Here is a 25,403-nt window from a genome sequence, read left to right on the forward strand (position 1 = left end):
TACCCATATTTATCGATACTGTTGCCTTACAACTATAAAGATTAGATTAACATGCATACACGAGCACTTTATCCAGGCACTTTTGATCCCATTACTAATGGGCACGCAGACCTGATAGAAAGGGCATCACAGCTTTTCTCTCATGTAATAGTTGGTATAGCCGCTAACCCCAACAAGCAACCATTGTTCACCCTTGATGAGAGAGTGGAAATGATTCGCAAGGTTACTGCCGATTTACCTAACGTAGAAGTGATGGGTTTCACGGGCTTACTTGCAGATTTTGCCGATGAGCAAAAAGCTACCATCCTTATACGCGGATTACGTGCGGTATCTGATTTCGAATACGAATTTCAGCTAGCGAATATGAATCGCCGTCTGAATCCAAAATTAGAAAGTGTGTTTTTAACGCCTGCCGAAGAGAACTCTTTTATATCATCTACGTTAGTAAAAGAAGTTGCGCTTCATCGGGGTAAGGTAGGTGGTTTTTGCCATCCGGTGGTCGACCAAGCATTGCAAGATAGACTGCGCAGAGAAGACTAAAACGCCTTAATAAAAAAATGTTAAACACACTACGCTCAACATGCCTATTGAGCGCAGTGTGTTTTATCTAACGTGTTCTATCTCGTGTGTATTTAAACTAGCGCTGGCACTGTTTACAAAAGAACGTATTTCGCTGGCCAATGACCTTGCTTTGTATTTCCGTTCCGCAAATTTCACACGGCTCTCCTTTTCTTCCATACACATTCAAATGTTGTGCAAAGTAGCCAGGGTTCCCATCGGTTTGTGCAAAATCTTTTAGTGTAGTGCCGCCTTGCTCTATCGCCTTTGCTAATACTTGCTTAATGATTTGGGTAAGGTTTTTATAGCGAGCGCTACTGACTTTCCCAGCCTCTCTTCTTGGGTCGATACCCGCTAAAAACAAAGCTTCGTTAGCATAAATATTCCCTACGCCCACCACAACAGCATTGTCCATAATGAAGTTTTTGACCGTGCTTTTTTTACCTCTAGAAAGCGTGAACAAACGCGCATCATCAAAGTCATCGGTTAACGGCTCAGGCCCTAGGTTAGCAAGTAATTTCAAGGCTTCCCCCGGGGGTTGCCATAAGAAGGCCCCAAAACGTCTAGGATCGTTAAACCGTAGGCATTTCCCTGTCGCCATCACAATATCAACATGATCATGTTTCGCAACCGGTGTAGACGCATCAATAACCCGCAATTTACCCGACATACCTAAATGCAAAATAAGCGTACCCGCTTCGGTTTCGATCATAAGGTATTTTGCTCTTCGCTTAACGGCTGTCACTTTCTGACCGGTAGCTAACGACACCTCTTCGGGAATAGGCCAACGCATTCTACGCTCGCGTACAATAATATTTTCAATTGTTTCGTTTAGCAGATAAGGGGATACGCCTAAACGGCTTACTTCAACTTCGGGTAACTCAGGCATTTTCCCCTCCAGCTTTGGGTGGTCTAGTTCGGTGCAATGAAGATTAGTTAAGCGTCATCGGTTACTGACAGTCGTGACTAGGCTAATACGCTTAATTAATTAGCGGGTTCACTAAGCCAAGGAAGAAGCGCGTTCAGTTCAATATTTTCAAGGGTGTACCAAGCACCGTTGTACTTTACGGTAACCGGCTGCGTATTGTTATAGAACGCAAAGACATGGCCATTCGTTTGCCCTGCTATCCAGATAACCACCACTATGGGCTCAATTGACTGAAATGCGTTGTCTACCAAAGACGCAGTTTTAAGCTGAGCGGCTTGCCACGCTGCAATTTGCTCCTGTGCTGATACAGGCAAGGCCCCTTTAGAGGACACTTGACGCCACTGTTGCCCATTTCTCTCTAACTTGTTACTGGCATGCTCTATTTTAAGTACATAGGCGTCAGGTGGCAGTAGCGGCCTTAATTCGGGAACGGCACGTTTAGGCAGGAAGCTGTCTAAATTGAAAAGCGCAATCATGACCAACATAGCCACAATAACCACATTGTTCATCGCGCGTTGTGAGAGTCTTGCCACCAGCAATCCTATTTAACGAATATAGCTTATATGGTAATGCCTGAGACAGTCATATTCCAGCAGCAATATTTTCATATTCCTAAAAGCAAAAAACCCAGCAAAGGCTGGGTTTTCGTGGAGACAAAAGCAAGTTTATTACTTGATTTTGGCCTCTTTGAACATAACGTGCTTACGTACAACAGGATCAAATTTTTTGATCTCCATTTTACCAGGCATGTTACGTTTGTTCTTATCAGTGGTGTAGAAGAAACCTGTACCTGCTGAAGAAACTAATTTAATTTTATCACGCATTGTAGGCTTCCTTAGATTTTCTCACCACGGGCACGGATGTCAGTTAGTACTGAATCGATACCATTTTTATCGATGATACGCATACCTTTAGCAGATAAACGTAGCTTAACGAAACGGTTTTCGCTCTCAACCCAAAAACGGTGAGAGTGAAGGTTTGGTAAAAAACGACGACGAGTCGCGTTTCTTGCGTGCGAACGGTTATTACCAACCGTAGGGCGCTTACCTGTTACTTGACATACTCTTGACATTGATTTGTCTCCAGAACAACGATAACTGTCGCGTCAATCGATTCCACCTATCAAAAGGTCACTGGATCAAATGACGTATTACTATAAATTAGAGGGCGCATTTTATACAGCAAACAGATCCCAATTTCAATAAGAAAAGGAAAAAAGCTCAATTTTTGTCACATTTTTAGTCAAAAATGACGATTATCTGTAAAAAGAGCTAAAAAATTACACTTAAGTGTAAAGTCATCGCGCTTTAAACTCTGTTACTGTTTTACGAACGCGCGCTATACTGCGTTAAACGCAGATTATACGCAATAAAAATAATAATAATTGACGGCGCGTCTCCTTAAGTAACTTTGCCGCCACAACTTCGGATCATTTTAAATGCTAGGTAAAGTCCTTTTTGATGTGCAACATCTGTACTACCTGCCGCAATATATTCCTGTCGCACGCATGCTATTAAAAGCGGGGGTTTTATGCGAGTTCGTCCTACACCGAGAACTCGGTTTAGATACTCTGAAACAAGAAGTCATAGAGAAAGAAGGTTTTCAATTTCAATTTATTTCAAATAAAGCTGAAACGCTTTCCCTTTATAGCAAAAGTAACGCTGACTGGATTGTATTTGGAAATCGACCTTATTTTAATGCCGAACAAAAAAAGCAGGTTAGCGCCCGCGCTGCACTTATGTTGCACGGCATCGGCCCTAAAGCCTGTTACTACGATGTATCTGAATTTCCTTTTGATGTCAGGTTTGTTGAAGGAGAAAGCCGCCTTGCACGCTTACAAAAAATGTATCCAGATAGACATTTTATAAACTCAGGCTACGCAAAACTCGACCCAATATTTAATGAAACTGAACAACGCATCGATTTGTCAGCATTGGGGTTGGATCCGAATAAACCTACCGTGCTGTATGCACCCACTTTTTTTCCATCAAGTATCGAGTGCTTTCCCCCACATTGGCCTGAAACGCTAAACAACGTAAATATTATTGTTAAGCCTCATTTCTTTAGCCTGACAAAACCTAAATACAAATCTCAAAAACAAAGGGTTGAAGCATGGGGCCATTATGAAAATGTGTACTTAGCCAATGCAAAAGACTTTGATCTACTTCCTTTCATGCAAATCGCCGATATTATGCTTTCTGATGCATCATCCGCTATTTTTGAGTTTGCTTCGATAGATCGTCCAATCGTATGGTGCGACTTTTTTCATACACGCTGGAATTACTCAGGGCTCTTCAATTTCAGATTAAAAAAACGACTCGATCCTGATATCGCCCTGTTTAACCAGATATCCCATCGAGCTAGCAATGCTTTTCAAGCGAATATGTTAATAGTAGAGTGCTTAAAACAGCCGATGGAATTAAGCGTAAATCGCCAAAAAATCACGCAAGAAATGGTAGGCATTACCGATGGTCAATGCAGTAAACGTATTGCTGAATATCTTACAACACAATAATCAGGTGGCATTTTGAGACGCGTTATAACCTTCGGTACCTTCGATGTACTGCACATTGGTCACATAAGAATACTTAAGCGTGCACGCGCAGAAGGCGACTCACTTATAGTGGGTCTTTCTTCAGATGAACTTAATTTGAGTAAAAAAGGGCGAACGCCTATTTACCCCTATCTCAGCAGAGAGGAATTGCTTGCGTCTTTGCGCTTTGTCGACAAAATATTTACCGAAGAATCTTTAGAAAAGAAACGTGACTATATTATTCAACATAAAGCCGACGTGCTGGTTATGGGTGATGACTGGTACGGAAAATTTGATGAATTAAAAGATATATGCGACGTGGTTTATCTGCCTAGAACGCCTTCAATTTCAACCACTGAAATTATTGAAATAATAAAGGATAGCAGCGAGTAACCCGTTATTAATGTTATCAAAAGCTTGTGGAAAAAAGCTTAATTTACGATGAAAATAAGCACGGAATAACCGCTATTCCGTGCTTACCTAACTAGCTAGTCGTAAAACGGTGAACGTACTGCCGTGGAGTCGATAAGACTTACTGGCCGCCCTAACATTTGTCCGCCATCTCGAGAAATAGGCACCCAAGGAAATGTTCCTCGCCCTTTCGAAGGTTGCAGTAAGAACAAGTCTGAAGGGATTGAGATATAGAAACCTTTGGTAAAACTACCTTCCCCATATTCTTCAGATGAGACATCGGTGAAAGCCGCATACGCACCTACAACAATTCCACTGTCGAAACGTTTTGCAAAATCGATATTAACACCTTTGTCTTTTGCTAAAAATTGCCCAACACTGACGGTTAATTGCGTACCTTTAAGCATTTCAGGCTGCCAATAAACGCGAGCATGCCCAGTGATAGCATCATAATCTAAAGTTGAAAATTGATTGTAAGGATCACGCTGTTTTACATAGTTAATGTCTATTCCATATGCCAGCCTGCTATCGACAGGACGATATAAAATCTCACCACCGACACCAGCAAACATAGTTTCTAAATAACCTGCGTACACCTGCCCAAATACGTTCTCACTAATATTGTCTTTATAGTGAATGAAGGCGGTATCCAACCCTACGTTATTCTCAGAAACATACTCTCGTACTCGCGTTCTCACTCGTGGTAACGCAGTTTCTTCGTTATCAACCAAAAAGTTAAATTTATCAAAGTTGTCTAATAAGGTAACCCGAGCACTACCCATAACAGATAGCTTATTATTGAACGCATAACCTGCATTCAAAATTAAACCTGTTTGATACAAATAAAAATCTTCAGGGTTACCGAATGATTGCGTCCAGAAGAAGTTGGCACCATAAAACAGCCCGTGGGTATTCGTAGGCTCGTATGCATCCATCACCTCTTTAGAGGGTGTGCTTCTTGCATAAGACTTAGTGATGTCAGCATCTATCGACTCATAGCGCGCAGCCGCAATAAACTGTTCAGCATCTATTGTGGTATCAACCATTGGCTGTCCACCGCTATTTTCAACGATGTGATAGTCCGTCACTGAATCAGGAAGTTCTGATGCAATAATGCGTCCTACCCGTTCAATTGCTTCATCCTGATTACGGTAAACAAACTGTGTTCCATAAAATACAGCTTTGTCTTCATCAATATTAACGTCGGACAATGCAAAGCCACCAGACTGCACAAGCGTATTATACAACCGTGATTTATCAACTTTATTGATAATGTCAGGTACTTGTCTAGCCATCAATGTTTTAGGTGGTTTATCGTACTTAACTTGGCTTATGGTATTCATGTTGAAGCGATATGTTACGCCAAAACCGAACGTGTTTCCGCGCTGATAATTCATACTGAAATCAAATTCTTTCCAGCGATATACCGCGCCCACATTCCAACGAGAATCTTGCTTCAACTCGCCAGCCCTATCTACAGAGTAATCGTTACCTTCAAATTCAAGCTTAAGCGTTAATGGCTTCCAAGGAGTTTGATATTCGATACCACCAAAAAAGGCCGTTGTCCCTTTGAAGAACTGGTCATAATCAACCTTTCCGCCGCGCCCAGAAAACCCTGCGGGTCGTTCACAGTAACTGTCTCTAAACTCACAAAGCGGGTTAGTGATATCGTCTGCCGTACCTAAGTAGCCCCACCCTAAACCTAAGTGAACATCAAAGGGACCAAAGGATTTACTGGCGTTAATATATTCACTTTCAAAAAAACCTGTACCGCCAAAGTCGCGAAAACCAACCGAAATATCTGGTGTATAGTAGCCTTCTTTCCACAACCTAAATTTTACGTCTAAGCCTTTATCTTTAAGAGTTTGGTCACCACTGAACGATTCAACATCACTATAAAATTGTGTACGCACGTCAGTATAGCGAGCCGTCGCTTCCATCCAATCGAATAATTGTAGATTTACTGACCAAAAGCGATATTCACCGTTATCGGTATAATTTATGGCTAATCCCCCTTCTTCACGCATACGCGCTGTAGGGGTTTGAATAAGCCCGTTACCACCTTGCACCATTTGCGAAGGAGTAACACTAAACTCGGTGTCGACGGTATCTGTATCAGCCAAAGCGGGACAGGCTGATGCACTAATGATGAGTGCTAAAGATGTTTTCTTATAAGGAAAAGCGCTCATTGAGGAAGGATCCTATGTACTGCTAAGTTTGCGATGCGGGTATTGAGTGCATCCAACGTTGAACTGAATATCTGCCCTGTAATGGGAACATAAACTTGGCTTCCCGGCATTAATTGTGAGTAATCAATATTCCAATAAGCAATACCACGCTTCTCTACCTTGCCCATTGGGGTAATCAAGTACACATGGCTTTTATCAGCATCTGTAGCTTTAGAGACTGACGTTGCGGTAGAAAAAATAGAAAGGTCATCACCGTGCCTATACGCGCCAGGCTTAATAACTAGCCCTGAAAAGTGTACAACTGACGGACGAGGACTAATGCGAAGCAAATAACGTCCAGGTTGGAACATAGGGTTTTCTTCGGCAATTAAACGTGCACGGTTATAGGATATTGGCGTGATAACACGAGTAGATACTGTCCAAGAAGATACCTGCTGATACAGGCTCTCTAGCGCGCGATAGGTATCGCTGTTCGTATTGTAGCCTTTCATAACCATTCGAATTTCTGATAAAACAGCGTCTTTCTCTCGTTCAGCATAAGCGTCATTTAAGTTGTAAATACCTGAAGTTGGCCAATACCAATCACCAGATTCAGCTACAATTGACAATACACTATTAAGTCTAATGGGCTGGGCAAACTCGTAAGATTGCTTATTAATTATGATAGTCACTTGCGCAGATGCAGACGCTGTAAATAGCAAAAGCCAAAAACTCATTAGTAAGGTAATAAAAAATCTCATTTTATTTATTGCTCCTTACTTTTCATTAAACGTACGACTCGACTTAAATACACCATGTCGTATACATCACCTTGCGGACTTAACTTTTGCGTAGAGGCTAAGAGTTGTTTTGATTTGGCTTCAAGGTAATAGGTATTTTTCCATTCCAAATTGGTGTCGATAAAAGGCGTGGTTTCTGGAAAAGTAACCGTTTCCGTTATTTTGGTGACCGTGAAAGTAGTACCTAAATAAGTCTGACTTTCCTCACCATGCACTCGCCAGGTAGAACTAACCGGTAGCCCATAACCTACGTTTTCTAAATCGAGCTTTCTTTGCCACGAGTAGGCTAATATGTCGTTACTGGCTAAGGGGTTATGCTTTAAATTGCCCGTATAATACAGTTCATTATCTAACCCTTCAGTACGAACAATCACACCATGATGCATGGTAAAGATAACCTTATCGCCTGATACCCAACGGTATTTATCACCATCAATATAGGCAAGCGCAAGTGAAGCTGCATCACGCCCACCCGCTTTAATTTGTAGTAAGTCTGCTTTACTTGCCGCTATTTCATCTACGGTGTAGGAAACGGTGCGATCCTCAAGGGCAAGACTAATAGTTTTAATATAGGCATTAACGGTGGAGGAGCACCCTGAAACAAGAAGAGATAGCAGACTGATAGCAATCAGTAATAGGGATGTTTTCATTGAGAATTTCGACAACTATTATTTAGTAATAAGAACACTTTCTTGGCATAAATAAAAAAGCCGCTAATGAAAGCGGCTTTTTCGAAACTATTTATTATTACTGTACGGTCGGAGCGTAAGTAAATGTCACTGGAACAGTGATAGTTGTAGTAGCCGTTGCTGTACCTGTAACAGTTACTGTTTCAGTAGTACCAACACAAACGCCATCTACTAATGGATCATTACCTTCACACGATGTAACTGTTTCAACTGGAGCAGTTGATGAATTGTTGGAAGCAACACCAGCAACAACACCAGCTACAACAGCAGCAGTTGCTACAACTGGAGCAGTAACAGCACCAAGTCCTGTAGATCCAGCTCCGCCTTCAGAGTCTTGAGCGCTAACACCAGCAGACATAGCTGCCGCTGCAAACAATGCAATAATTGACTTTTTCATATTAGTCCTTTCAGAAAATTTACCCATTAGAGTCATATGCTAAATCATTTTCAACGATTTGACTAGATTATATTCGATGAATGACTAACAAAATCTATGTTAACAGGCCTCGCTGGGCAAATGAAACCGTTTCCGTGTCTCCAACCACAAAATGATCGAGAACAGAAACATCGATCATTGCCATCGCACTCTGGATCTCCCCGGTCAGCCTAATATCTGCCTGACTCGGTTCAGCCACGCCTGAGGGATGATTATGGACTAAGATCACGGCCGCTGCATTATCTTTCATCACCTGCTTTAAAAGCTCTCGGGGATATACCGCCGCACTGTTAATTGTGCCTGTAAACATAGTTCTACATGCAATAAGCTGATGCTGACTATCTAACATTAAGAGTAGGAACTTTTCATGCTGGCAGTCCCGTAGTTTTGCTTGTAAATAACGCTTTGTATCATCCACATTATTGAATACGTCTTGTCTCGCAAGTGGGATTTCTAAATTACGCCTAAATACTTCAAAAGCGGCTTGAAATTGTGCAAATTTACAGGCGCCGAGACCATTCACATCGGTAAACTCTGATTCGTTTGCCGCAACCACGCCTCGCAGCGATCCCACTTTCTCTAACAGATCTCTGGCCAAACCTAATGCGGTCTTCCCTGCCACTCCAGCGCCTAACATTACGGCAATTAACTCAGCGTCACTTAGGTATTCTGCACCATAATAAAGTAGCTTTTCCCTCGGCCGCTCTTTAATAGGCCACACTTTTATCGACATTATTAATTTCTCACACACTAAATGAATATAGGGTTATAACGCAGTAGTCTATTTATAATCGACTGATCATTGGGCGAGTTCTTATTGAAATGCCTTACTCATAGGTGCGTTTAAAATAGTGCGTGTACTTTTGTTCAGCTACCGCAAAAATAGCCACCATGATAGTCTTAGGTTATGTAAAAAATGATGTTTCAAATATGTCTTTAGCAAATAAAAATGTTCTGCTTGGTATTAGTGGTGGGATTGCCGCTTATAAAACCCCAGATTTAGTGCGTAAGCTTACCGCGTTAGGCGCTAATGTACGCGTAGTACTAACAAGCTCTGCGGCTGAATTTGTAAGCCCTCTTTCATTACAAGCGGTTTCAGGTAACCCGGTGCACCAACATTTGCTAGACCCAGCTGCAGAAGCGGCGATGGGTCACATTGAATTGGCTAAGTGGGCAGATGTTTTGCTTATCGCCCCCGCTACAGCCAATATTATGGCTAAGCTGGCGCACGGATTGGCTGACGACTTGCTCACCACTTTATACTTGGCCACAGAGGCGAAAATATTTATTGCTCCTGCAATGAATCAGCAAATGTGGAAGGCGACAGCAACGCAAGTAAACTTAGGCATATTGACGCAGCATGGCGCATTATTTATTGGCCCAGCTGATGGAGAGCAGGCTTGTGGTGATGTAGGCTCAGGCCGCATGGTAGAGCCAGTAGAAATTGCTTCAACCATCAACAGAAGCTTAAGTGCACCAAATGATAAGATTTTATCAGGTAAGCACATCCTTATTACAGCAGGGCCAACTCGAGAACCACTGGATCCCGTCCGCTATATTTCCAATCATAGTTCGGGAAAAATGGGTTTCGCTATTGCTGATATGGCCATTAAAGCAGGCGCCGAGGTTACCCTTATCGCTGGGCCAGTAAGCTTGCCGACCCCTGATGGGTGTAAGCGTATTGATGTGTCTACCGCCGATGAAATGTTAGTGGCATGTGAGCAAGCGGTTTCTCAATCCGATATTTTTATCGCTACCGCTGCGGTAGCAGATTATAAAGCGGTGCAGGTTGCCGAAAATAAAATTAAGAAAATCGGTGATGAGTTAACACTTACTTTTGTTAAAAACCCTGATATTCTAGCAACGATTGCAATGCGAACTGACAAACCTTTCTGTGTTGGTTTTGCTGCAGAAAGCCAAGATGTGGAATTGTACGCCCGTGGAAAGCTGAAAAACAAAAAGCTTGATATGATTGCGGCGAATGACATAACTGCAGACGGACTTGGTTTTAATAGCGACCATAATGCGTTACATGTGATTTGGGACGATGGCGATAAACACTTACCTGCCACCACAAAACCTAAGTTAGCTGAAGCATTGTTACTACTTATTGCGAATCGATTTAACAGTAAAACTATTGTTCAATAGCCAAGCTTAGAACATCACTCAAAAATAAAAATAACGATATACGCTAATACAAGTATTCTGCGTGTCGATAATAACAAGAACTCATAATAACGATTTGGCCTGAGCCAACTTAACATGGAACGGACCTCTTAAGTCCGGTTGCGGAGGAATTACTCTCATCATGCCTGCTGTCAAAAAAACAAATCGCAGAGCCCAAATTCTGCAAGCCCTAGCGGGAATGTTGGAAACAAACCCTGGTCAACGTATCACTACAGCAAAATTAGCTGAAAAAGTGGGCGTTTCAGAAGCGGCGCTATATCGCCATTTCCCAAGTAAAGCCAGAATGTTCGAAGGACTCATCGAGTTCATCGAAGAAACCTTGTTTACCCGCATTAATAAAATAGTTAACGAAGAAAAAGATTCGCTTACTCGATGTCAGCTGATTCTTCACCTCATTTTAGGCTTTGCCGAGAAGAACCCAGGTATTACTCGTATATTAAACGGTGATGCTTTGATGGGTGAGCAAGACAGATTGCGTGCGCGTATTGCAAAACTCTTTGAACGCCTTGAGACTCAGCTTAAGCAGGTACTACGTGAGCGCAAGTTGCGTGAAGGAAAAACCCTAGCAGCCGATGAGGCGATAATTGCTAACATGCTTATTTGTTACACCGATGGCCGCATTAACTTGTTTATTCGAAGTGGTTTCACCCGTAAACCAACTGAACAGTTCAATGAACAGTGGGCTGCTTTTAAGCAGATGTTTATTTAAGGAAAATCACGGATTAAAAAAGGCGCTTTATTACAGCGCCTTTTTAGTTTGTGGAAGGTTAAATAATTTCCGTAGATTAGATTTTCTTTATTTTCATCTATAATAATTAACTAAGAAAATAACCTTCTCTCTAATAGCTTGAAGTTAACTTTCCAATTTGTTTTTAGCTTATGCTTAAAATCGCCCGCTCTGTTTAACTGAAGATCTTCTGCATTAGATTTAAAATTTTCTAATGCTTGTGGGTGCAGATTAAATGAATCAATAGCGCTCTTTGCTACGTTACCATAGCCTTTATATTCATTTGCTTTGTTTTCAATGTGTATAACTGACATCCACAACCTTTTACCACGAATAGGACTCACTGCTTTTACGCTACTCCAATAACCGTGTCGTTCTTGAGTCCATATTGTTTTAAAGTTTTCACTTTTTTCAATCAAACTCATAAATGGGTTGTGAACATGTGAGTGTTGACCAAACCTTACCCGCGGTGCAACTTGCAGTGTATAACCGTCAACAAAATCTATAACCCTAAATTCTTGCTCAGCGAATTGACTGTGTACTTCTTTTACAAAATCTTGATGAAGGCTATCGTCGTTATCTAATCTAGTTGTAATTAAATAAGGCTCTGTAAGGCGACTTTTTATTTCTCTGGTAATAGACGGTAAAAAATCATCCATTCCATCTGCATAAATAGGTATAAATTGGGGAAAGAGTAAAGAGAGCTCGCTAATTTTTTCACGAAAAATTTGTGGTGTAGTTTTATCGAAAAACACAAACCATTCAAAATCCTTTTTAGTTTGGCCTTTTATCGAAGAATAACAATACTGTTCAAACAGTTTTAATCTATTTTCCATCCAGCTGTGAGTTAAAACTTTAGATTGAGATTTTGTCTCATCCCAACCTTTTTTCCTAAGATTGAAGCGAGTTAATATAAAGTGCTGAAACATAATGCTGCCAGTAAAAATTTAGAAGATACTTTTTTACTAATTGATAACTCAAACGTAAAAATTCCATGTAATACTTAATTGAGAGTAGTAAAAAGCTTACTAGTTCTGTGTTAGTAAAAAAAGTAGGTTTAAAAATCCTCTAGCATCAATTTCCAAGTGCAATATCGATACGGGCTATGCTTAACCTCAAAGGGCTTTCAAATCGCGTAACGTGATCAAAATTCACCTACAAAAAAAGCAGCATATATATGCTGCTTTTCTATTTAGAATAAAGATACGTTACTTACTAAACGTATTACCGAAGAAGTCACCTTCATTCCATTTCGGCTTGTCTTCTTGATTAGCTAGGGTCCAACCAATTTGTGCATTTACTTTGGTAAAGGCTTCAGCAGCATTCCAATTAAACGGCTGGTTAATATCATCGCTAGGTTTGTGGTAATTCGTTGATAGGAAGTGACCAAACACTTTACTACCATCTACCTCTGGATCTTTTGATGTTAAACCAGGCACTAAAAATACTGCTGGTACGCCTTGTTTAACAAATGCGTAGTGATCTGAGCGAGTAAATAGCGCTTGGTCTGGCCAAGGATCTGGGCTTAATGAAATATCAGCATTACTTGCAGCGGTTTCAACCGACGCTTTTAAGTCACTGTGGTTTGCACCAAACGCAATGACGTCGGCAAACTCATAAGTTAAAATGGGCATATCAAGGTTAACGTTTGCCACCATTGACGTCACCGGCACGGTAGGATTGCGAGCAAAGTAATCTGCCCCTAATAATCCTTTTTCCTCACCTGTTACCGATACAAACAATATCGAACGCTTAGGTTTTACGTCCATTTCGCTGAATAAGCGTGCAGTTTCTAGCATTACCGATGTGCCAGAGGCATTATCCATAGCGCCGTTGTTGATATTGTCTTTCTTAACTGTTTTCGCGAAACCAATGTGGTCAGAGTGCGCGGAAAAGACGACATATTCATCTTTAAGCGCGGGATCTGAACCTTCAAGCACGCCAACAACATTCGGGCTAGTCACTACTTCGTGAGTGCTCTTTTTACTTAAGCTTACTGTGCCAGGTAATGCAAAGCCTGTTGGTACTTTATCTGCTTCAAGGTCAGCATAAATATCGTCAAGTTCCCGCTCAGCCCCTTCAAATAAGGTTTTTGCTGCAGCTTCACTTAAATAAGCACCGCCTTTAATTTGAGGGAAGGTATTAGCAGGTTGGCCTTCGTCGTTAAGCCAAGCCATACGCGGTGTATGAATATAGCTCAAGCGACTTTGATAAGGCCGTACTTTTTCGTTTTTAGGCGTGGTGATGGTAATCATACCAATTGCGCCATGCTCAGCGGCGTATTTTTGCTTCTGATACCCTGAGGCAAAATGAGCACCTTCTTCCGAAGGAAAGTCACTGGGTTTACCGGCTAGCGAAACCACAATTTTGCCCTCCACATCGATATTTTCATAATCGTTGTGAGACAACTCGTCAGCCACTATGCCGTAGCCAACAAACACAAGTTCGCCTGAAACATTAGCATCAACGCTAAGTAAACTTGGGCCGGCTAAATATTCTTTTGGGTAAGCAAAAGCAATTTTTTCGCCATTACGAGTAAGCGTAAATTCTGGCGACTCTTGCAATAGGTTTGCTTTACGGAAGCTCACCTGTTGCATGTAGCCTTCTGTACCCGCTGGCTTTAAACCATATTTTGCAAATTCTGTCGCAATATACAGCGCGGCAATTTCATGCCCTCGAGACCCCGTATCACGGCCTTCAAGTAAGTCATCGGCTAAGAAAAATAAGTGTGACTTTATACGCTGAGTATCAGGGTTAAAGCTATTTTCTGTCGTTTCATGGTTATGCGCAGTGGCAGCAAACGCCATCGCCGTCATCGCACTTCCAAGTAATAGTTTTTTTATCATTGTATTTCCACTATTTTTGAGGTCTTTACATATTACCTTACCCAAGCGATTCCGTAACGTTTAAGCCCAACGATTTTCGATCATTGCCCGTATTCATAGTCCATTGTAATATTCACGCTCTTTCAACCATCATTGAACTAACGACACCTTTATGACAAAAACCGACCCTTTGTATCGCGTGCAGTTCGTCAGTAATGGCGAGAGCTACGATGTGTACGTCAAATCACTTTCTCAAAGTGGCTTATTTGGATTCGTGGAAATTGGAGAATTTGTGTGGGATACCCATACTGGCATAGTAGTAGATCCCAGCCATGAAAAACTCAAATCAGAGTTCGCAGACGTCACCAGCACTTATATTCCTATGCATAACATCCTTCGAATTGATGCGGTCAGTAAAAAAGGCACAGCCAAAATTACTAAATTAGATAATAAGTCTGATAAAGTGATGCCTTTCCCTAGCCCAATTTATACACCTAACAAAGAGTAACCCACCGTGGATAATCCGGTCTAAGGTTACCGGAGGCTTCCATGTACCGTTATTTGTTGATTTTTATACTCGCATTTACTAGCTTTACGTCGTTGGCCAGCACCAATGAGGATAAGTCGTTTTATGCGTTGTTAGATGAAATTTGGAAATACGAACTAAGTGTTTCCCCGCTTCTAGCCTCGAGACAAGGTGACAGTTCGCAAAATAACAAGTTACCAGATATTTCACCACAAGGCTTAGCCACTCAAGATCAACAATGGCGAGCGTACCGTAATGCATTGAAAGCGTATTCTAAGGAAAACCTATCTGACGACGCTTTTATCTCGTTGCTTATGCAGCAGTATCGGCTAGAGAATTATATTAGCCAATATCACTTTCGCGCTTATCTTGTCCCCATTAACTCCGAATACGGTTTTCATGGTGCCATGGCATCCTTGCCAAATTTATCTGTATTTAAAACGGTGGAGGATTATCATGCCTACCTGTCTCGTTTGGATGCACTTAAACCCTACTTTGAACAACAAATCACCTATATGCGCCAAGGACTAAAAGAGGGTTACACCCAACCTAAAGTGGTTCTTGAAGGCTTCGAAGATGCGGTAGCCGCTTATATTATGGACGATCCAAAGAAAAGTGGGTTCTACAGTCCATTTACTCGATTTCCAAAACATATTGATGCTTCACAACAAGCTGCGTTAGCCCAACTAGGCCAACAAGCCATTACCACCAGCGTTTTCCCTGCTTACCAAGCATTTTATGACTTCATGGTTGATGAATATATTCCCGGCGCCCGAGCCGCCATTGCTGCTAACGAGTGGCCTGATGGCAAAGCTTATTACGCTAACCGCGCCAAGCACTACACCACTACAGATATGAGCCCCGAAGACATTCATTCTCTTGGCTTAAAAGAAGTGAATCGAATTCGAACTGAAATGCAAAGCGTGGTAGATAGCCTTGAATTCGATGGCAGTATTAATGAATTCATTACCTTTTTACGTGAAGATTCGCAATTTTATGCCACCAGCGCAGAAGATCTACTTAAAGAGGCCTCATTTATTGCGAAAAAGATGGACGCAAAATTACCATCTCTCTTTGAATATTTACCTCGCACACCCTATGGCGTTGCCCCTGTACCCGATAGTATTGCCCCGAAGTACACCACGGGTCGTTATATTCACCCTAGTCGAGACGATCAACCTGGTTACTACTGGGTAAATACTTATGCGTTGGACAAGCGTCCGCTTTATGCCCTTCCAGCTCTTACCTTGCACGAGGCGGTTCCTGGGCATCATTTGCAAATATCTTTAGCTGCGGAATTAGAAAATTTACCCATGGTTCGACGTAACACTTATATTTCAGCTTTTGGTGAAGGTTGGGGTTTGTATTCTGAATTTTTAGGAATTGAAGCAGGAATGTATGAAGACCCTTATGATAATTTTGGCCGCTTAAGCTATGAAATGTGGCGTGCGTGTCGTCTTGTCGTAGATACCGGCATGCACACCATGGGATGGAGCCGAGATGAAGCGGTTGATTTTATGATGTCCAATACGGCTTTGTCAGAGCATAATGTAAATACCGAGATTGACCGATATATATCATGGCCAGCTCAAGCCCTATCTTATAAGATTGGTGAAATAAAAATAAAGTCGTTGCGTGAGAAGGCTGAAACTGCGCTAGGGCAGCATTTCGACGTACGTAAATTTCACCGAGCAGTATTAGAAAATGGCTCTGTGCCATTATTCATTTTAGAGCAAAAAATCATCCAATTCATAGAAGAACAAAAGGCGGCAAGATAATGATATTTGCATTTGGGATCATAGGGCTGCTTGTCCTGTTTTTGATTTATTTAGCGCTTCGTGTGCAAACGCTACAACGAGAGCTTACGCTTACGCGCTCATCTGCAAAACAAAATGGTAATAAAGTTAATCATGCTTATAAGAATTTAGTGCTCGTCACTGATGCATTAGAAAAGACATATGCAGCGCGCATCGAAAGTGCCTACAAAAGCCGCCTGATAAGTCAGCAACAACATACTGCTCTTATGCCGCTTATGCTTAATTTCTCTAGTATCGTAATGGCGTGTTGTGAAAAAGGCGCTACGTTAGAAGAAGCGTTGGATTCAGCATTAAGCAGCACCGATGTATCACAAAGCGATGTGCGAGACGTGATTAAAGAAATGCCCGGCCCCATTCGTATGGCTTGGTCTAAAAACAGCGCTGATGGCTTTATTGCGGCCTGCCAGTTAATTACCAGCTCGGTGGGCGGTAACACTAAAAAAAGCCCTGCTAGCAGCGATGCCAGTACGGCGTAATTATTTGAGTAATTATTTAAGCATTTTTTTCAAATAGTTAGATGCCCTCACAGCCTTAACTATTTAACCCATCTTGAAAAGACAAACCTCTACACTATAATACTGTACATACATACAGCATTATAGTGTTATGAATATTCCTATTTCACCCATTAATGAAGCTCGTTCAAAGGCAGCGCTTTTTGATAAGCACCCTCATATATGGCGAGCTCGAGAGAAGCCTGTAAGCGAAAACAAGTTTTTGCTGGGTAATCATGTATTGGATGAAGCCCTGCACGGTGGTATCGCCACATCAGGCGTCGTAAGAGTTGCGTCGTTAACGGGTATTGGAGAAATCACGCTTTTTAAACATATTTTGACTGCGCATCGCACTCATAAACTGCGTGTATTTATAAAGCCACCTGCCCAGCTCCAAGCGCCCTGGCTAAGCAGCTTAGGCGTAGACTTAGAACAAGTCATCGTTGTGCTTCCAAAAACAGATCAAGAAGCCTTGTGGGCAGCAGAGCAATGCTTAAAAAGTGCAGCTTGTCATTGTGTATTGCTTTGGAATAACACCATGGATGCAAAAGCAGCGCGGCGTTTGCAAGTGGCGGCATCGCATAACGATACACTATGCTTACTGTTTACTTCCCCTAATCAACAAAGTGCTTCTTTTCCAATTACCCTAGATTTAAGTCTGCATATTCGCGATGCGCAATTGGTTGTTAATATTATTAAACAGCGTCATGGATGGCCCGTAACCGATATTGTGATCCCCCATTCATGGACCCCTAACAACCGCGCCATTCAATCGGCCATGCAAAATAATAAGAACACCGAGCCAGCATTACACTCGGTGATTTAATGATGCTATGGGCTTACTTTTACTGCTATCAGTTAACTCTTGACTCCCATAAAAAAGATGGCGGATTCACAGAAGATGAAATACCCACTGTGGTTTATCACGAGCAGGGCAACCAAGTAGTGCAAGCTAATTCTCAGGCTATAAACGAAGGTGTTGAATGTGGTCAAGGCCTTGCACAGGCCGCAGCGCTCTGTCCTCACGTGCACATTTTAGCGTTTAATCGTGATACCGAAAAAGAGACCCTTCTATTTCTTGCACATCGGTTATACCCACTCGCATCAGATATTGTGATTGATGCTCACAACGCCATTGCTATTCGACTAGACAATTTACTGCAGTATTACGGTGGTATTGATGCTTTATGGCATGTACTTACAAACGAACTACATTCTGCTGGTATTCACTTTTACTTCGCCACTGCATGGGGGGTGGATGCAGCACGCCTTCTCGCTAAAAATAAAACCAATCGCTATACCGATAATAAAGAAGACATAACTCTGCTATTGTCCCAGTGTAAGCTAGAACAAACCTCGCTAGATTCGAAAACCATTGATACCCTTGCTAAAGTCGGTGTTAGGCAGATAGGCCAACTACTTAAACTCCCCGTCCATGAACTTGGGCAACGATTTTCAAACGATACTATTCGCTATTTAACCGCACTGCGGGGGGAAACCTTTCCAAAATACGTTTTATTCAGGCCATCGATAAGCTTCAAGCAGTTAAAAAATTTATCGTATGAAGTGGAAAATACGCAACACTTATTGCCAAGCATTAAAGCGCTACTCATTACGTTAGAACACTACTTACGCGCACGCAATTTACTCACGCCATCTATTCTTTTTCAGGTGCATTTCAGAGAAGCAGAGCCCTTATCTATAGCGGTAAATGGTGCTATGCCTTTTGCCACGCAGAAAGACTGGTTAGCGCTGGTTGAGCTTAAAGTTGAAACCCTCTTGCTGCCCGAGCCCGCTATCGCTATATCCCTAACCTGCCAGCAATTCGAGCCCATTGAAAACGATGGAAATGATTTTTTTTCCCATCGATTTACTTCAGTGGCACAAAAACAACTTATTGGAAGGTTAAAAGCAAAATTAGGTGATGACAGCACCCTTCATCCTAAAGCGGGTAACAGCCATACCTTTGAAGGTATGACAATTAATCAGGTGGAGGAAATTACGCCCGCCTATGCAGCCGATATAACTCCGGCGTTTTTGTTTAAGCGTCCCATGCCCCTTAACCAAGCGACACGTATTTGCTTTGGACCTATACGACTTCAAACGCAGTGGTGGAGTAGCGCGGCTAGCCAGAAAGATTATTTTATCGCCGAAACCAATCATGGTGTACGCTTGCTCGTCTTTAAAGACGTAAATGCCTGTTGGTGGACACAAGGCGTATACAGCTAATGTATAGCGAACTTTTCTGTCAGAGCCACTATAGCTTTTTAACAGGGGCGTCTTCGCCTGCACAGCTAGTGACTACCGCCTCTTTTCTTGGATACGAAGCGTTAGCTATTACCGATGAATGTTCTGTGGCGGGCGTAGTGCGAGCTTATGCTGAAATCACACAGCAAAAACTCCCTATTAAGCTCATTGTCGGCAGCTATTTTCGCTTCGATGATACCTTGTCTTTTATATTACTGTGCCCTAATAAAGTGGCATATACCGAGCTTTGTCGCATAATTACAAATGCCAGAAGGCGCAGCCAAAAGGGTGAGTATCAACTTGCAGAGTGGGATTTACGAACCATTCGTCACTGCATTTTTATATGGCTTCCCAATACTCAGGAAGAAAAAAATAATTACTGGGCGACTTGGCTAATCAGCCAACCCAATATAACAACGTACATAGGCGCACAACGTTTACTTGATGGCTATGATCATCATCGATTTGCGACTTACACACAACTACAGGAAAAATTTGAGTTTCCTATTATTGCTTGTACTGGTGTGCTTATGCACCATGTAGATAGCCTACCACTTCAACATGTTCTTCATGCCACCCAAGCACATACTCAAGTAGACAAATTGGGGCGAGCAGCTCTAAGTAATGCTGAGCGTAGCCTGCGTACGGTTTCAAAATTAAAAAAGCTATTCCCTGAAAAGTGGATTTCCAATGCCATTGATGTCGCGAGAGGCTGCCTGTTTTCGTTAGCAGAACTACGCTATCAATACCCTTCTGAAATTATCCCCCAAGGTACATCGCCTACTACCTATTTAAGAGAGCGTGTAGAAGCAGGCATAAAAGTGCGTTTTCCAGAAGGTCTGACGGATGCTCTTAGAGCTCTTATTGAAAAAGAACTCTCACTAATCCGTGAACAAGAGTATGAGTACTTTTTTCTTACCATTTATGACATTGTTCAATTCGCCAAAGCCCGCAAAATCCTCTATCAAGGTAGAGGTTCAGCGGCTAACTCTATCGTGTGTTATTGCTTAGAAATTACCGCCGTTGATCCACGGCAAATTAATGTGTTATTCGAACGCTTTATTTCTAAGGAACGAAACGAACCACCTGACATTGACGTAGATTTTGAACATCAACGCCGAGAAGAAATTATTCAATACATCTATGAAAAGTATGGCAGAGAAAGAACGGCTATTGCTTCTACTGTCATATGCTATCGCTTTAAATCGGCGTTTAAAGATGTGGGCAAAGCTTTGGGCTTCAGCGAGTCGCAATTAAGCTTTGTGATGAAGCAAATTAATCGCCGAGACAATGTCATTCCTTGGCAGTCTCAGCTTTCAAATTTAGGGTTCGATCCAGCAAATGAAAGGGTCAAACTTCTCATTAGTATTACAGAGCAACTTCTCGGTACCCCTCGACATCTTTCTCAGCACGTTGGTGGCTTTGTCATTAGTTCAGGACCATTGTATGAGTTAGTCCCTGTTGAAAACGCAGCAATGCCAGAGCGTACTATTATACAGTGGGATAAGGATGATATTGAGACGCTAGGATTATTGAAAGTTGATGTGTTGGCTTTAGGCATGTTAAGCGCCATTCGCCGTACCTTTGACTTACTCAACAAGCAATTCCCTGTCGATATAGATATTCCTTTCATTACCAAGTTAGGCGATGACAAACAGGTTTACGATATGATTTGTCAGGCTGACACCGTGGGCGTATTTCAAATTGAATCTCGCGCACAAATGTCGATGCTGCCTCGTTTAAAACCTCGATGTTATTACGACTTAGTGGTGCAAATAGCTATAGTAAGACCAGGTCCTATTCAGGGTGATATGGTGCACCCTTATCTACTACGACGGCACGGAAAGGAAGCGATAACCTATCCTTCTGAAGAAGTGAAAGAAGTGCTGTCGCGCACTATGGGCGTTCCAATTTTTCAAGAACAAGTCATAAAACTGGCCATGGTAGCGGCTGGCTTTAGTGGCGGTGAAGCAGATCAACTACGACGCGCAATGGCGAGCTGGAAAAAAGACGGCCGCATTTTTGAGTTTAAAGAAAAGCTGATAAAAGGCATGGTATCACGAGGGTACGATACCGCTTTTTCAAATAATCTTTTCGAACAAATCAAAGGCTTTGCTGGCTATGGTTTTCCAGAATCTCACTCAGCATCCTTCGCCGTATTAGCTTATGTGTCTTGCTGGTTAAAGCATTATTTCCCTGTAGAGTTTTATGTTGCCTTGTTAAACAGTTGGCCAATGGGTTTTTATTCGCCTTCACAACTGGTACTAGATGCTAAGCGTCATCATATTACCGTACATGCGCCTTGTGTGAATGCATCAAATTACGAACATTTGATTGTTGAATGCAAAGGCGAGAAGCAAATTCAGCTTGGCCTAAGGCTTATTAAAGGTCTAAGTGAAAAAAGTGCTCAGCTTGTTGTGAGCCTCAGGCCGCCTACCGGGTTTGATAATATAGAGGCAGTACGTAAACTCGACATTCGTTCTGATGAGCTGGAGTCGCTTGCTAGCGCAGATGCATTTAGGAGCATTGCGGGCAATCGCTACCAAACACGTTGGCGACTAATGGACAAACAAACCAATTTACCGCTGTTTGAAAATACCCTTAATACGGATAGTTTTAGCACTGCCCCCAGCGTGGCTGAAAACTTGATTGAAGATTATGCATCTATCGGACTTTGTGTAAATGATCACCCTGTTGCACTTTTACACGAAGAACGAGATTTATGTTTTATTACTTCAGCGAAAGCACTACTTTTAAAACCTCACAAATCTGTTGTAAAAATACTTGGGTGTGTGACTGGGCGACAAGCGCCTGGTAGTGCTGCTGGGGTCACTTTTCTAACATTGGAAGACCATACAGGTAATATAAATGTCGTTATATGGCAGTCGACTGCACGTGCACAACATAAAACCTTTTTAAAAGCTAAACTTATGCAGGTTAATGGTATTATTGAACGCTCTAAGGAAGGAGTGATTCATATTATTGCGGGAAAGTTAATTGACCGAACACCATGGCTTGAAAATATCACTATGCCATCCAGAGACTTTCATTAAGTCCAATTGCGTATATACACCTTTAACAGTGTTCGGTATTTTAGTATCAAAATAAGTAGGAGTATGGCATGAAACAGGGGTTGTTTTGCCTTTTACTGATATGGATTAGTACGACGGCCACCGCTGATAAATTTATTGTGGGCTCACAAAACATAGAATATTACCCTCACTATAATTTTGCTTCTCCTATCGATAAGGGAGTAGGCTGGGCAATACTGGAAGCATTTTCAGAATCATCCGGCCACGAATTTTCTTATCTATCGATGCCTGTTCGACGTCTTCAAATGGAAATGCTTAAAGGGCATGTGGATTTTGTCTATCCCGATAATCCCGGTTGGTATAACGAAGTCACTAATAGTAAAGAAAAGTATTTCTCAATTGCGCTCACCCGAGCGGTTACAGGTACATTTGTAAAACCCAAGAATGTTAGTAAAGGTATTAACTCTATTAAGAGAATTGCTATGCCTCTTGGCTTTACACCGGTAAATTGGCAAACGCGATTAGATCAAAACCTTATTAAAATAGTTTCCATCTCGGATACTTTTGCAGGTTTATCTTTACTCCAGCTAGAGCGTGTAGACGCCATAGATTTCGAATACCATGTGGGTAATTACTATTCCAACCAGTCCCCTCAAATTGGTCCTTTCATATTAGATATTACTCTCCCTCACAATGAGATCCCTTTTATGCTTTCTTCTCTAAGACACCAAGACGTCGTTGAGGAGCTAAATGCTTTTATAAATAACAACCCAGAAATTATTGATTCAATTAGATTGCGCTATGGCATTACTTCGTTAGAAGCACTGACACAACAAATACAAACTGAATTTAGTATTGAAGATAAAGACATTTGGCAGCCTCAATAAGCGTTTATGCGCTACTATTAATCTCTGTGTTCAATAATAGTATTCATTAATAAGGTAACATCAGTGGGCTACATAAAACGGACTTTCTACTGCCTTCTCTTTATCTTCTGCGGCAATTTAGCGCAAGCAGAACAGTATATTATTGGCGCTCAAAATATTGAGTACTTTCCCCACTATGACTTTACTTCGAATGTTGATAAGGGTGTTGGCTGGGCAATTTTAGAAGCATTCTCTGAAGCATCAGGCCATGAATTCGTATATTTAGACATGCCCGTTCGAAGGTTACAAATTGAATTAAATAAGGGGAATGTAGACTTTGTCTATCCTGATAACCCTCGTTGGAATAGCGAAGATACAGCCCTAGGTGAAAAAACTTATTCTAAACCTGTTGCTCATACCTTATCTGGAACACTCATTAGATCGGAAGATATTGGAAAAGGGCTAAACTTCATTAAGAAATTAGCGATTCCACAAGGGTTTACGCCGGTTAAATGGCAAAAGAGAATTGATAATAACCTTGTATCTTTAGTTTCCATTGAAGAAACTTATAATGCACTTTCACTACTTCAACATAAAGAAGTGGATGCTGTAGATGTTGAATATCATGTTGGAAAGTATTTTACGCAGAGTTACCCTCAACTAGGTCCTTTTTCCGTTGATGTTACACTTCCTTTTATTGATGTCCCTTTTCTACTATCTACTTTACGTCACCCTGAAATAATAAAAGAGCTAAACCTATTTTTAGCGAATAACCCAAGGTTGATATCTACCATTTACGAAAAATACGGTATAAGTCTACCTGAAGACCTTATAGAAAGGTTTCGAACAGAGCAAAATGTTGAGAAAGACGATGTGTGGAAACCCCTGTAATAATTACTTATTTCAAGAAAATTACTAAATTACTAAAAATACATAAGCTTTCCAAATAACGTTAAAACATTGAAAATAGTAGATTTTCATTTCTGGTCATGATTTTGCTTCTCTCCTTGCATATTAAGGAGACAACATGTTCAAACATACATTCAGACTTACTGTCCTAGCTTTGCTTTTAGTACCAAGCTTAGCGCAAGCCAAACAAACCGTCAGCATTGATTACATGAATGGCTTTGACGATATCGACGGTATTCGATTTGCCTATCGCCCCTTAGAACATAACTTAAGCACTGGATGGTTTGGTGATATCAAACTTTACTGGGAGCTAAGCGCATATCATTGGGAATACGGTGAAGACAATAACCATAGCACAAGCTACGCGCTATCAATCACGCCAATTTTTATGAAACAAATTAGCACTGTGTATGACTACCCTTTGTATGTTGAAGCAGGTATAGGAGCAAGTTTCATTAATGATGAGAAAGTAGCAGGTAAGGATATAGGGTCTAATTACCAATTTGAAGATAGGCTCGGCTTAGTGGTTGAGCTTGATGAAAGCCAACACGTCGCTTTGCGTTACATGCATTTCTCTAATGGTGGATTTAATAGTGACAACCCTGGGTTGGATTTCATGAACTTGTCGTACGCATACAGCTTCTAACAGTCATTACTTCTAGCGTAGTGGGCTGCATGACCATAACTACTTTTATGTCTATTCTACTTGGAGAGTCTAATGAGAATATCTAAATTTGTTAAATTGAAAACTTATTTTCTAAAACAGTCAGATAAGCTATGGCGTGAAATCTGTAGCTTAGCCTACTAGATATACGTAATTTTATACTAAGTGATTTACTATGAAGCATGTGAGGGCGTTTGTTTTACCTTGATGTCATCAACAGCAGATCATCTTGGTTCAGATCTTCATATCACCCTACTTCATACGGGAAAGTCAAATTAGGCTTTTACTGGTTCTAATTAGACTTAATGACAGATTTTGGCAACTGACTTATAGAAAAGCGCTTATAGATGAACGCTCATTGACTAGCAATTATAGATAGGTGCTACTTGACGAGCATAATGCCGATCATCACTTTTCTATCAGGCATAAAAAAAGGGCTATCCGTTAGGATAGCCCTTCTTTCGAATGGGACCTGGCAGTGTGCTACTCTCACATGGGGAAACCCCACACTACCATCGCCGCTAATACGTTTCACTTCTGAGTTCGGAATGGGATCAGGTGGTACCGTATCGCTATGGCTGCCAGG

Annotated in this window: 25 protein-coding genes and 1 rRNA gene; 14 read left to right on the forward strand and 12 right to left on the reverse strand. The window is 41.5% G+C overall.

The genetic code is table 11. The features are described from left to right. The first annotated feature begins 51 nt into the window (after nt 1–51). Nucleotides 52–540, forward strand: a complete 489-nt coding sequence (gene coaD, locus R1T43_RS00270) for a pantetheine-phosphate adenylyltransferase (protein WP_057794951.1) — start codon at nt 52–54, stop codon at nt 538–540. Nucleotides 541–637: 97 nt separating this feature from the next. On the opposite strand, the gene mutM is transcribed toward coaD, so the two are convergent. The 4 genes from mutM to rpmB form a co-directional block, all read right to left on the reverse strand. Continuing rightward, entirely contained in the window at nt 638–1,447 is an 810-nt protein-coding gene (mutM, locus tag R1T43_RS00275; RefSeq protein WP_317351568.1) for a bifunctional DNA-formamidopyrimidine glycosylase/DNA-(apurinic or apyrimidinic site) lyase, read from the reverse strand. Nucleotides 1,448–1,542: 95 nt separating this feature from the next. After that, nucleotides 1,543–2,019 (reverse strand): hypothetical protein, encoded by a 477-nt coding sequence (locus R1T43_RS00280; protein ID WP_317351570.1) that lies wholly within the window; start codon nt 2,017–2,019, stop codon nt 1,543–1,545. A 135-nt stretch (nt 2,020–2,154) separates the two neighbouring features. Further along, nucleotides 2,155–2,310 carry a 50S ribosomal protein L33 gene (rpmG, locus tag R1T43_RS00285; protein WP_013786148.1) on the reverse strand — a complete coding sequence of 52 codons (156 nt, stop codon included), beginning with the start codon at nt 2,308–2,310 and terminating at the stop codon, nt 2,155–2,157. Between the two features lie 11 nt (nt 2,311–2,321). Next, nucleotides 2,322–2,558 (reverse strand): 50S ribosomal protein L28, encoded by a 237-nt coding sequence (gene rpmB / locus R1T43_RS00290; RefSeq protein WP_013786149.1) that lies wholly within the window; start codon nt 2,556–2,558, stop codon nt 2,322–2,324. A 366-nt stretch (nt 2,559–2,924) separates the two neighbouring features. On the opposite strand from rpmB, the gene R1T43_RS00295 reads away from it, so the two are divergent. Continuing rightward, nucleotides 2,925–4,001 (forward strand): CDP-glycerol glycerophosphotransferase family protein, encoded by a 1,077-nt coding sequence (locus tag R1T43_RS00295; protein WP_317351580.1) that lies wholly within the window; start codon nt 2,925–2,927, stop codon nt 3,999–4,001. Between the two features lie 12 nt (nt 4,002–4,013). After that, the gene (locus R1T43_RS00300; protein ID WP_317351583.1) at nt 4,014–4,412 is read left to right on the forward strand and encodes an adenylyltransferase/cytidyltransferase family protein; all 399 of its coding nucleotides are present in this window, start codon (nt 4,014–4,016) and stop codon (nt 4,410–4,412) included. A gap of 95 nt (nt 4,413–4,507) precedes the next feature. On the opposite strand, the gene R1T43_RS00305 is transcribed toward R1T43_RS00300, so the two are convergent. The 5 genes from R1T43_RS00305 to radC all read right to left on the reverse strand — a co-directional run bounded on the left by R1T43_RS00305 (nt 4,508) and on the right by radC (nt 9,256). Beyond that, nucleotides 4,508–6,619 (reverse strand): YjbH domain-containing protein, encoded by a 2,112-nt coding sequence (locus R1T43_RS00305; RefSeq protein WP_317351586.1) that lies wholly within the window; start codon nt 6,617–6,619, stop codon nt 4,508–4,510. Next, on the reverse strand, nt 6,616–7,359 hold the full coding sequence (locus R1T43_RS00310) for a capsule biosynthesis GfcC family protein (protein ID WP_317351589.1): 744 nt from the start codon (nt 7,357–7,359) through the stop codon (nt 6,616–6,618). The genes R1T43_RS00305 and R1T43_RS00310 overlap by 4 nt, the downstream gene beginning before the upstream one ends. A 5-nt stretch (nt 7,360–7,364) precedes the next feature. Continuing rightward, nucleotides 7,365–8,048, reverse strand: a complete 684-nt coding sequence (locus R1T43_RS00315) for a YjbF family lipoprotein (protein ID WP_317351592.1) — start codon at nt 8,046–8,048, stop codon at nt 7,365–7,367. 97 nt (nt 8,049–8,145) lie between these two features. Then, entirely contained in the window at nt 8,146–8,484 is a 339-nt protein-coding gene (locus R1T43_RS00320) for a hypothetical protein (RefSeq protein WP_317351595.1), read from the reverse strand. A gap of 94 nt (nt 8,485–8,578) precedes the next feature. Beyond that, complete coding sequence (gene radC, locus R1T43_RS00325) at nt 8,579–9,256, reverse strand: RadC family protein (protein WP_317351598.1); 678 nt, start codon at nt 9,254–9,256, stop codon at nt 8,579–8,581. Nucleotides 9,257–9,453: 197 nt separating this feature from the next. On the opposite strand from radC, the gene coaBC reads away from it, so the two are divergent. Together coaBC and slmA are read left to right on the forward strand one after the other, a co-directional pair. Further along, entirely contained in the window at nt 9,454–10,671 is a 1,218-nt protein-coding gene (gene coaBC, locus R1T43_RS00330) for a bifunctional phosphopantothenoylcysteine decarboxylase/phosphopantothenate--cysteine ligase CoaBC (RefSeq protein ID WP_317351601.1), read from the forward strand. A gap of 160 nt (nt 10,672–10,831) precedes the next feature. Further along, nucleotides 10,832–11,419 (forward strand): nucleoid occlusion factor SlmA, encoded by a 588-nt coding sequence (gene slmA, locus R1T43_RS00335; RefSeq protein WP_057794968.1) that lies wholly within the window; start codon nt 10,832–10,834, stop codon nt 11,417–11,419. Between the two features lie 110 nt (nt 11,420–11,529). Here slmA and R1T43_RS00340 read toward each other — a convergent pair whose 3' ends face one another. Further along, nucleotides 11,530–12,366 (reverse strand): glycosyltransferase, encoded by an 837-nt coding sequence (locus R1T43_RS00340; RefSeq protein ID WP_317351606.1) that lies wholly within the window; start codon nt 12,364–12,366, stop codon nt 11,530–11,532. Between the two features lie 279 nt (nt 12,367–12,645). Further along, on the reverse strand, nt 12,646–14,283 hold the full coding sequence (locus R1T43_RS00345; RefSeq protein WP_317351609.1) for a M28 family metallopeptidase: 1,638 nt from the start codon (nt 14,281–14,283) through the stop codon (nt 12,646–12,648). A gap of 151 nt (nt 14,284–14,434) precedes the next feature. On the opposite strand from R1T43_RS00345, the gene R1T43_RS00350 reads away from it, so the two are divergent. The 9 genes from R1T43_RS00350 to R1T43_RS00390 all read left to right on the forward strand — a co-directional run bounded on the left by R1T43_RS00350 (nt 14,435) and on the right by R1T43_RS00390 (nt 24,799). Continuing rightward, nucleotides 14,435–14,770, forward strand: coding sequence for a DUF1820 family protein (locus R1T43_RS00350; RefSeq protein ID WP_317351612.1), 336 nt, complete (start codon nt 14,435–14,437; stop codon nt 14,768–14,770). A 41-nt stretch (nt 14,771–14,811) separates the two neighbouring features. Continuing rightward, nucleotides 14,812–16,566 (forward strand): DUF885 domain-containing protein, encoded by a 1,755-nt coding sequence (locus tag R1T43_RS00355; RefSeq protein ID WP_317351614.1) that lies wholly within the window; start codon nt 14,812–14,814, stop codon nt 16,564–16,566. Next, the gene (locus R1T43_RS00360) at nt 16,566–17,081 is read left to right on the forward strand and encodes a hypothetical protein (protein WP_211069282.1); all 516 of its coding nucleotides are present in this window, start codon (nt 16,566–16,568) and stop codon (nt 17,079–17,081) included. The genes R1T43_RS00355 and R1T43_RS00360 overlap by 1 nt, the downstream gene beginning before the upstream one ends. Nucleotides 17,082–17,211: 130 nt before the next feature. Further along, on the forward strand, nt 17,212–17,925 hold the full coding sequence (gene imuA / locus R1T43_RS00365; protein WP_211069283.1) for a translesion DNA synthesis-associated protein ImuA: 714 nt from the start codon (nt 17,212–17,214) through the stop codon (nt 17,923–17,925). Beyond that, entirely contained in the window at nt 17,925–19,328 is a 1,404-nt protein-coding gene (locus tag R1T43_RS00370) for a DNA polymerase Y family protein (protein WP_317351618.1), read from the forward strand. Before imuA ends, R1T43_RS00370 begins: the two co-directional genes overlap by 1 nt. After that, the gene (locus tag R1T43_RS00375; RefSeq protein ID WP_317351620.1) at nt 19,328–22,399 is read left to right on the forward strand and encodes an error-prone DNA polymerase; all 3,072 of its coding nucleotides are present in this window, start codon (nt 19,328–19,330) and stop codon (nt 22,397–22,399) included. The genes R1T43_RS00370 and R1T43_RS00375 overlap by 1 nt, the downstream gene beginning before the upstream one ends. A 68-nt stretch (nt 22,400–22,467) precedes the next feature. Then, nucleotides 22,468–23,265: a hypothetical protein gene (locus R1T43_RS00380; protein ID WP_317351623.1), complete on the forward strand. Its 798-nt coding sequence runs from the start codon at nt 22,468–22,470 to the stop codon at nt 23,263–23,265. A gap of 63 nt (nt 23,266–23,328) precedes the next feature. Then, entirely contained in the window at nt 23,329–24,135 is an 807-nt protein-coding gene (locus tag R1T43_RS00385) for a hypothetical protein (RefSeq protein WP_317351626.1), read from the forward strand. A 136-nt stretch (nt 24,136–24,271) separates the two neighbouring features. After that, a complete protein-coding gene (locus tag R1T43_RS00390; RefSeq protein WP_317351628.1) occupies nt 24,272–24,799 on the forward strand; it encodes an acyloxyacyl hydrolase in 528 nt (175 codons plus the stop codon). 488 nt (nt 24,800–25,287) lie between these two features. On the opposite strand, the gene rrf is transcribed toward R1T43_RS00390, so the two are convergent. Further along, nucleotides 25,288–25,403 (reverse strand): 5S ribosomal RNA (gene rrf / locus R1T43_RS00395).

It is taken from the genome of Alteromonas sp. CI.11.F.A3, assembly GCF_032925565.1.
Lineage (GTDB): Bacteria > Pseudomonadota > Gammaproteobacteria > Enterobacterales > Alteromonadaceae > Alteromonas.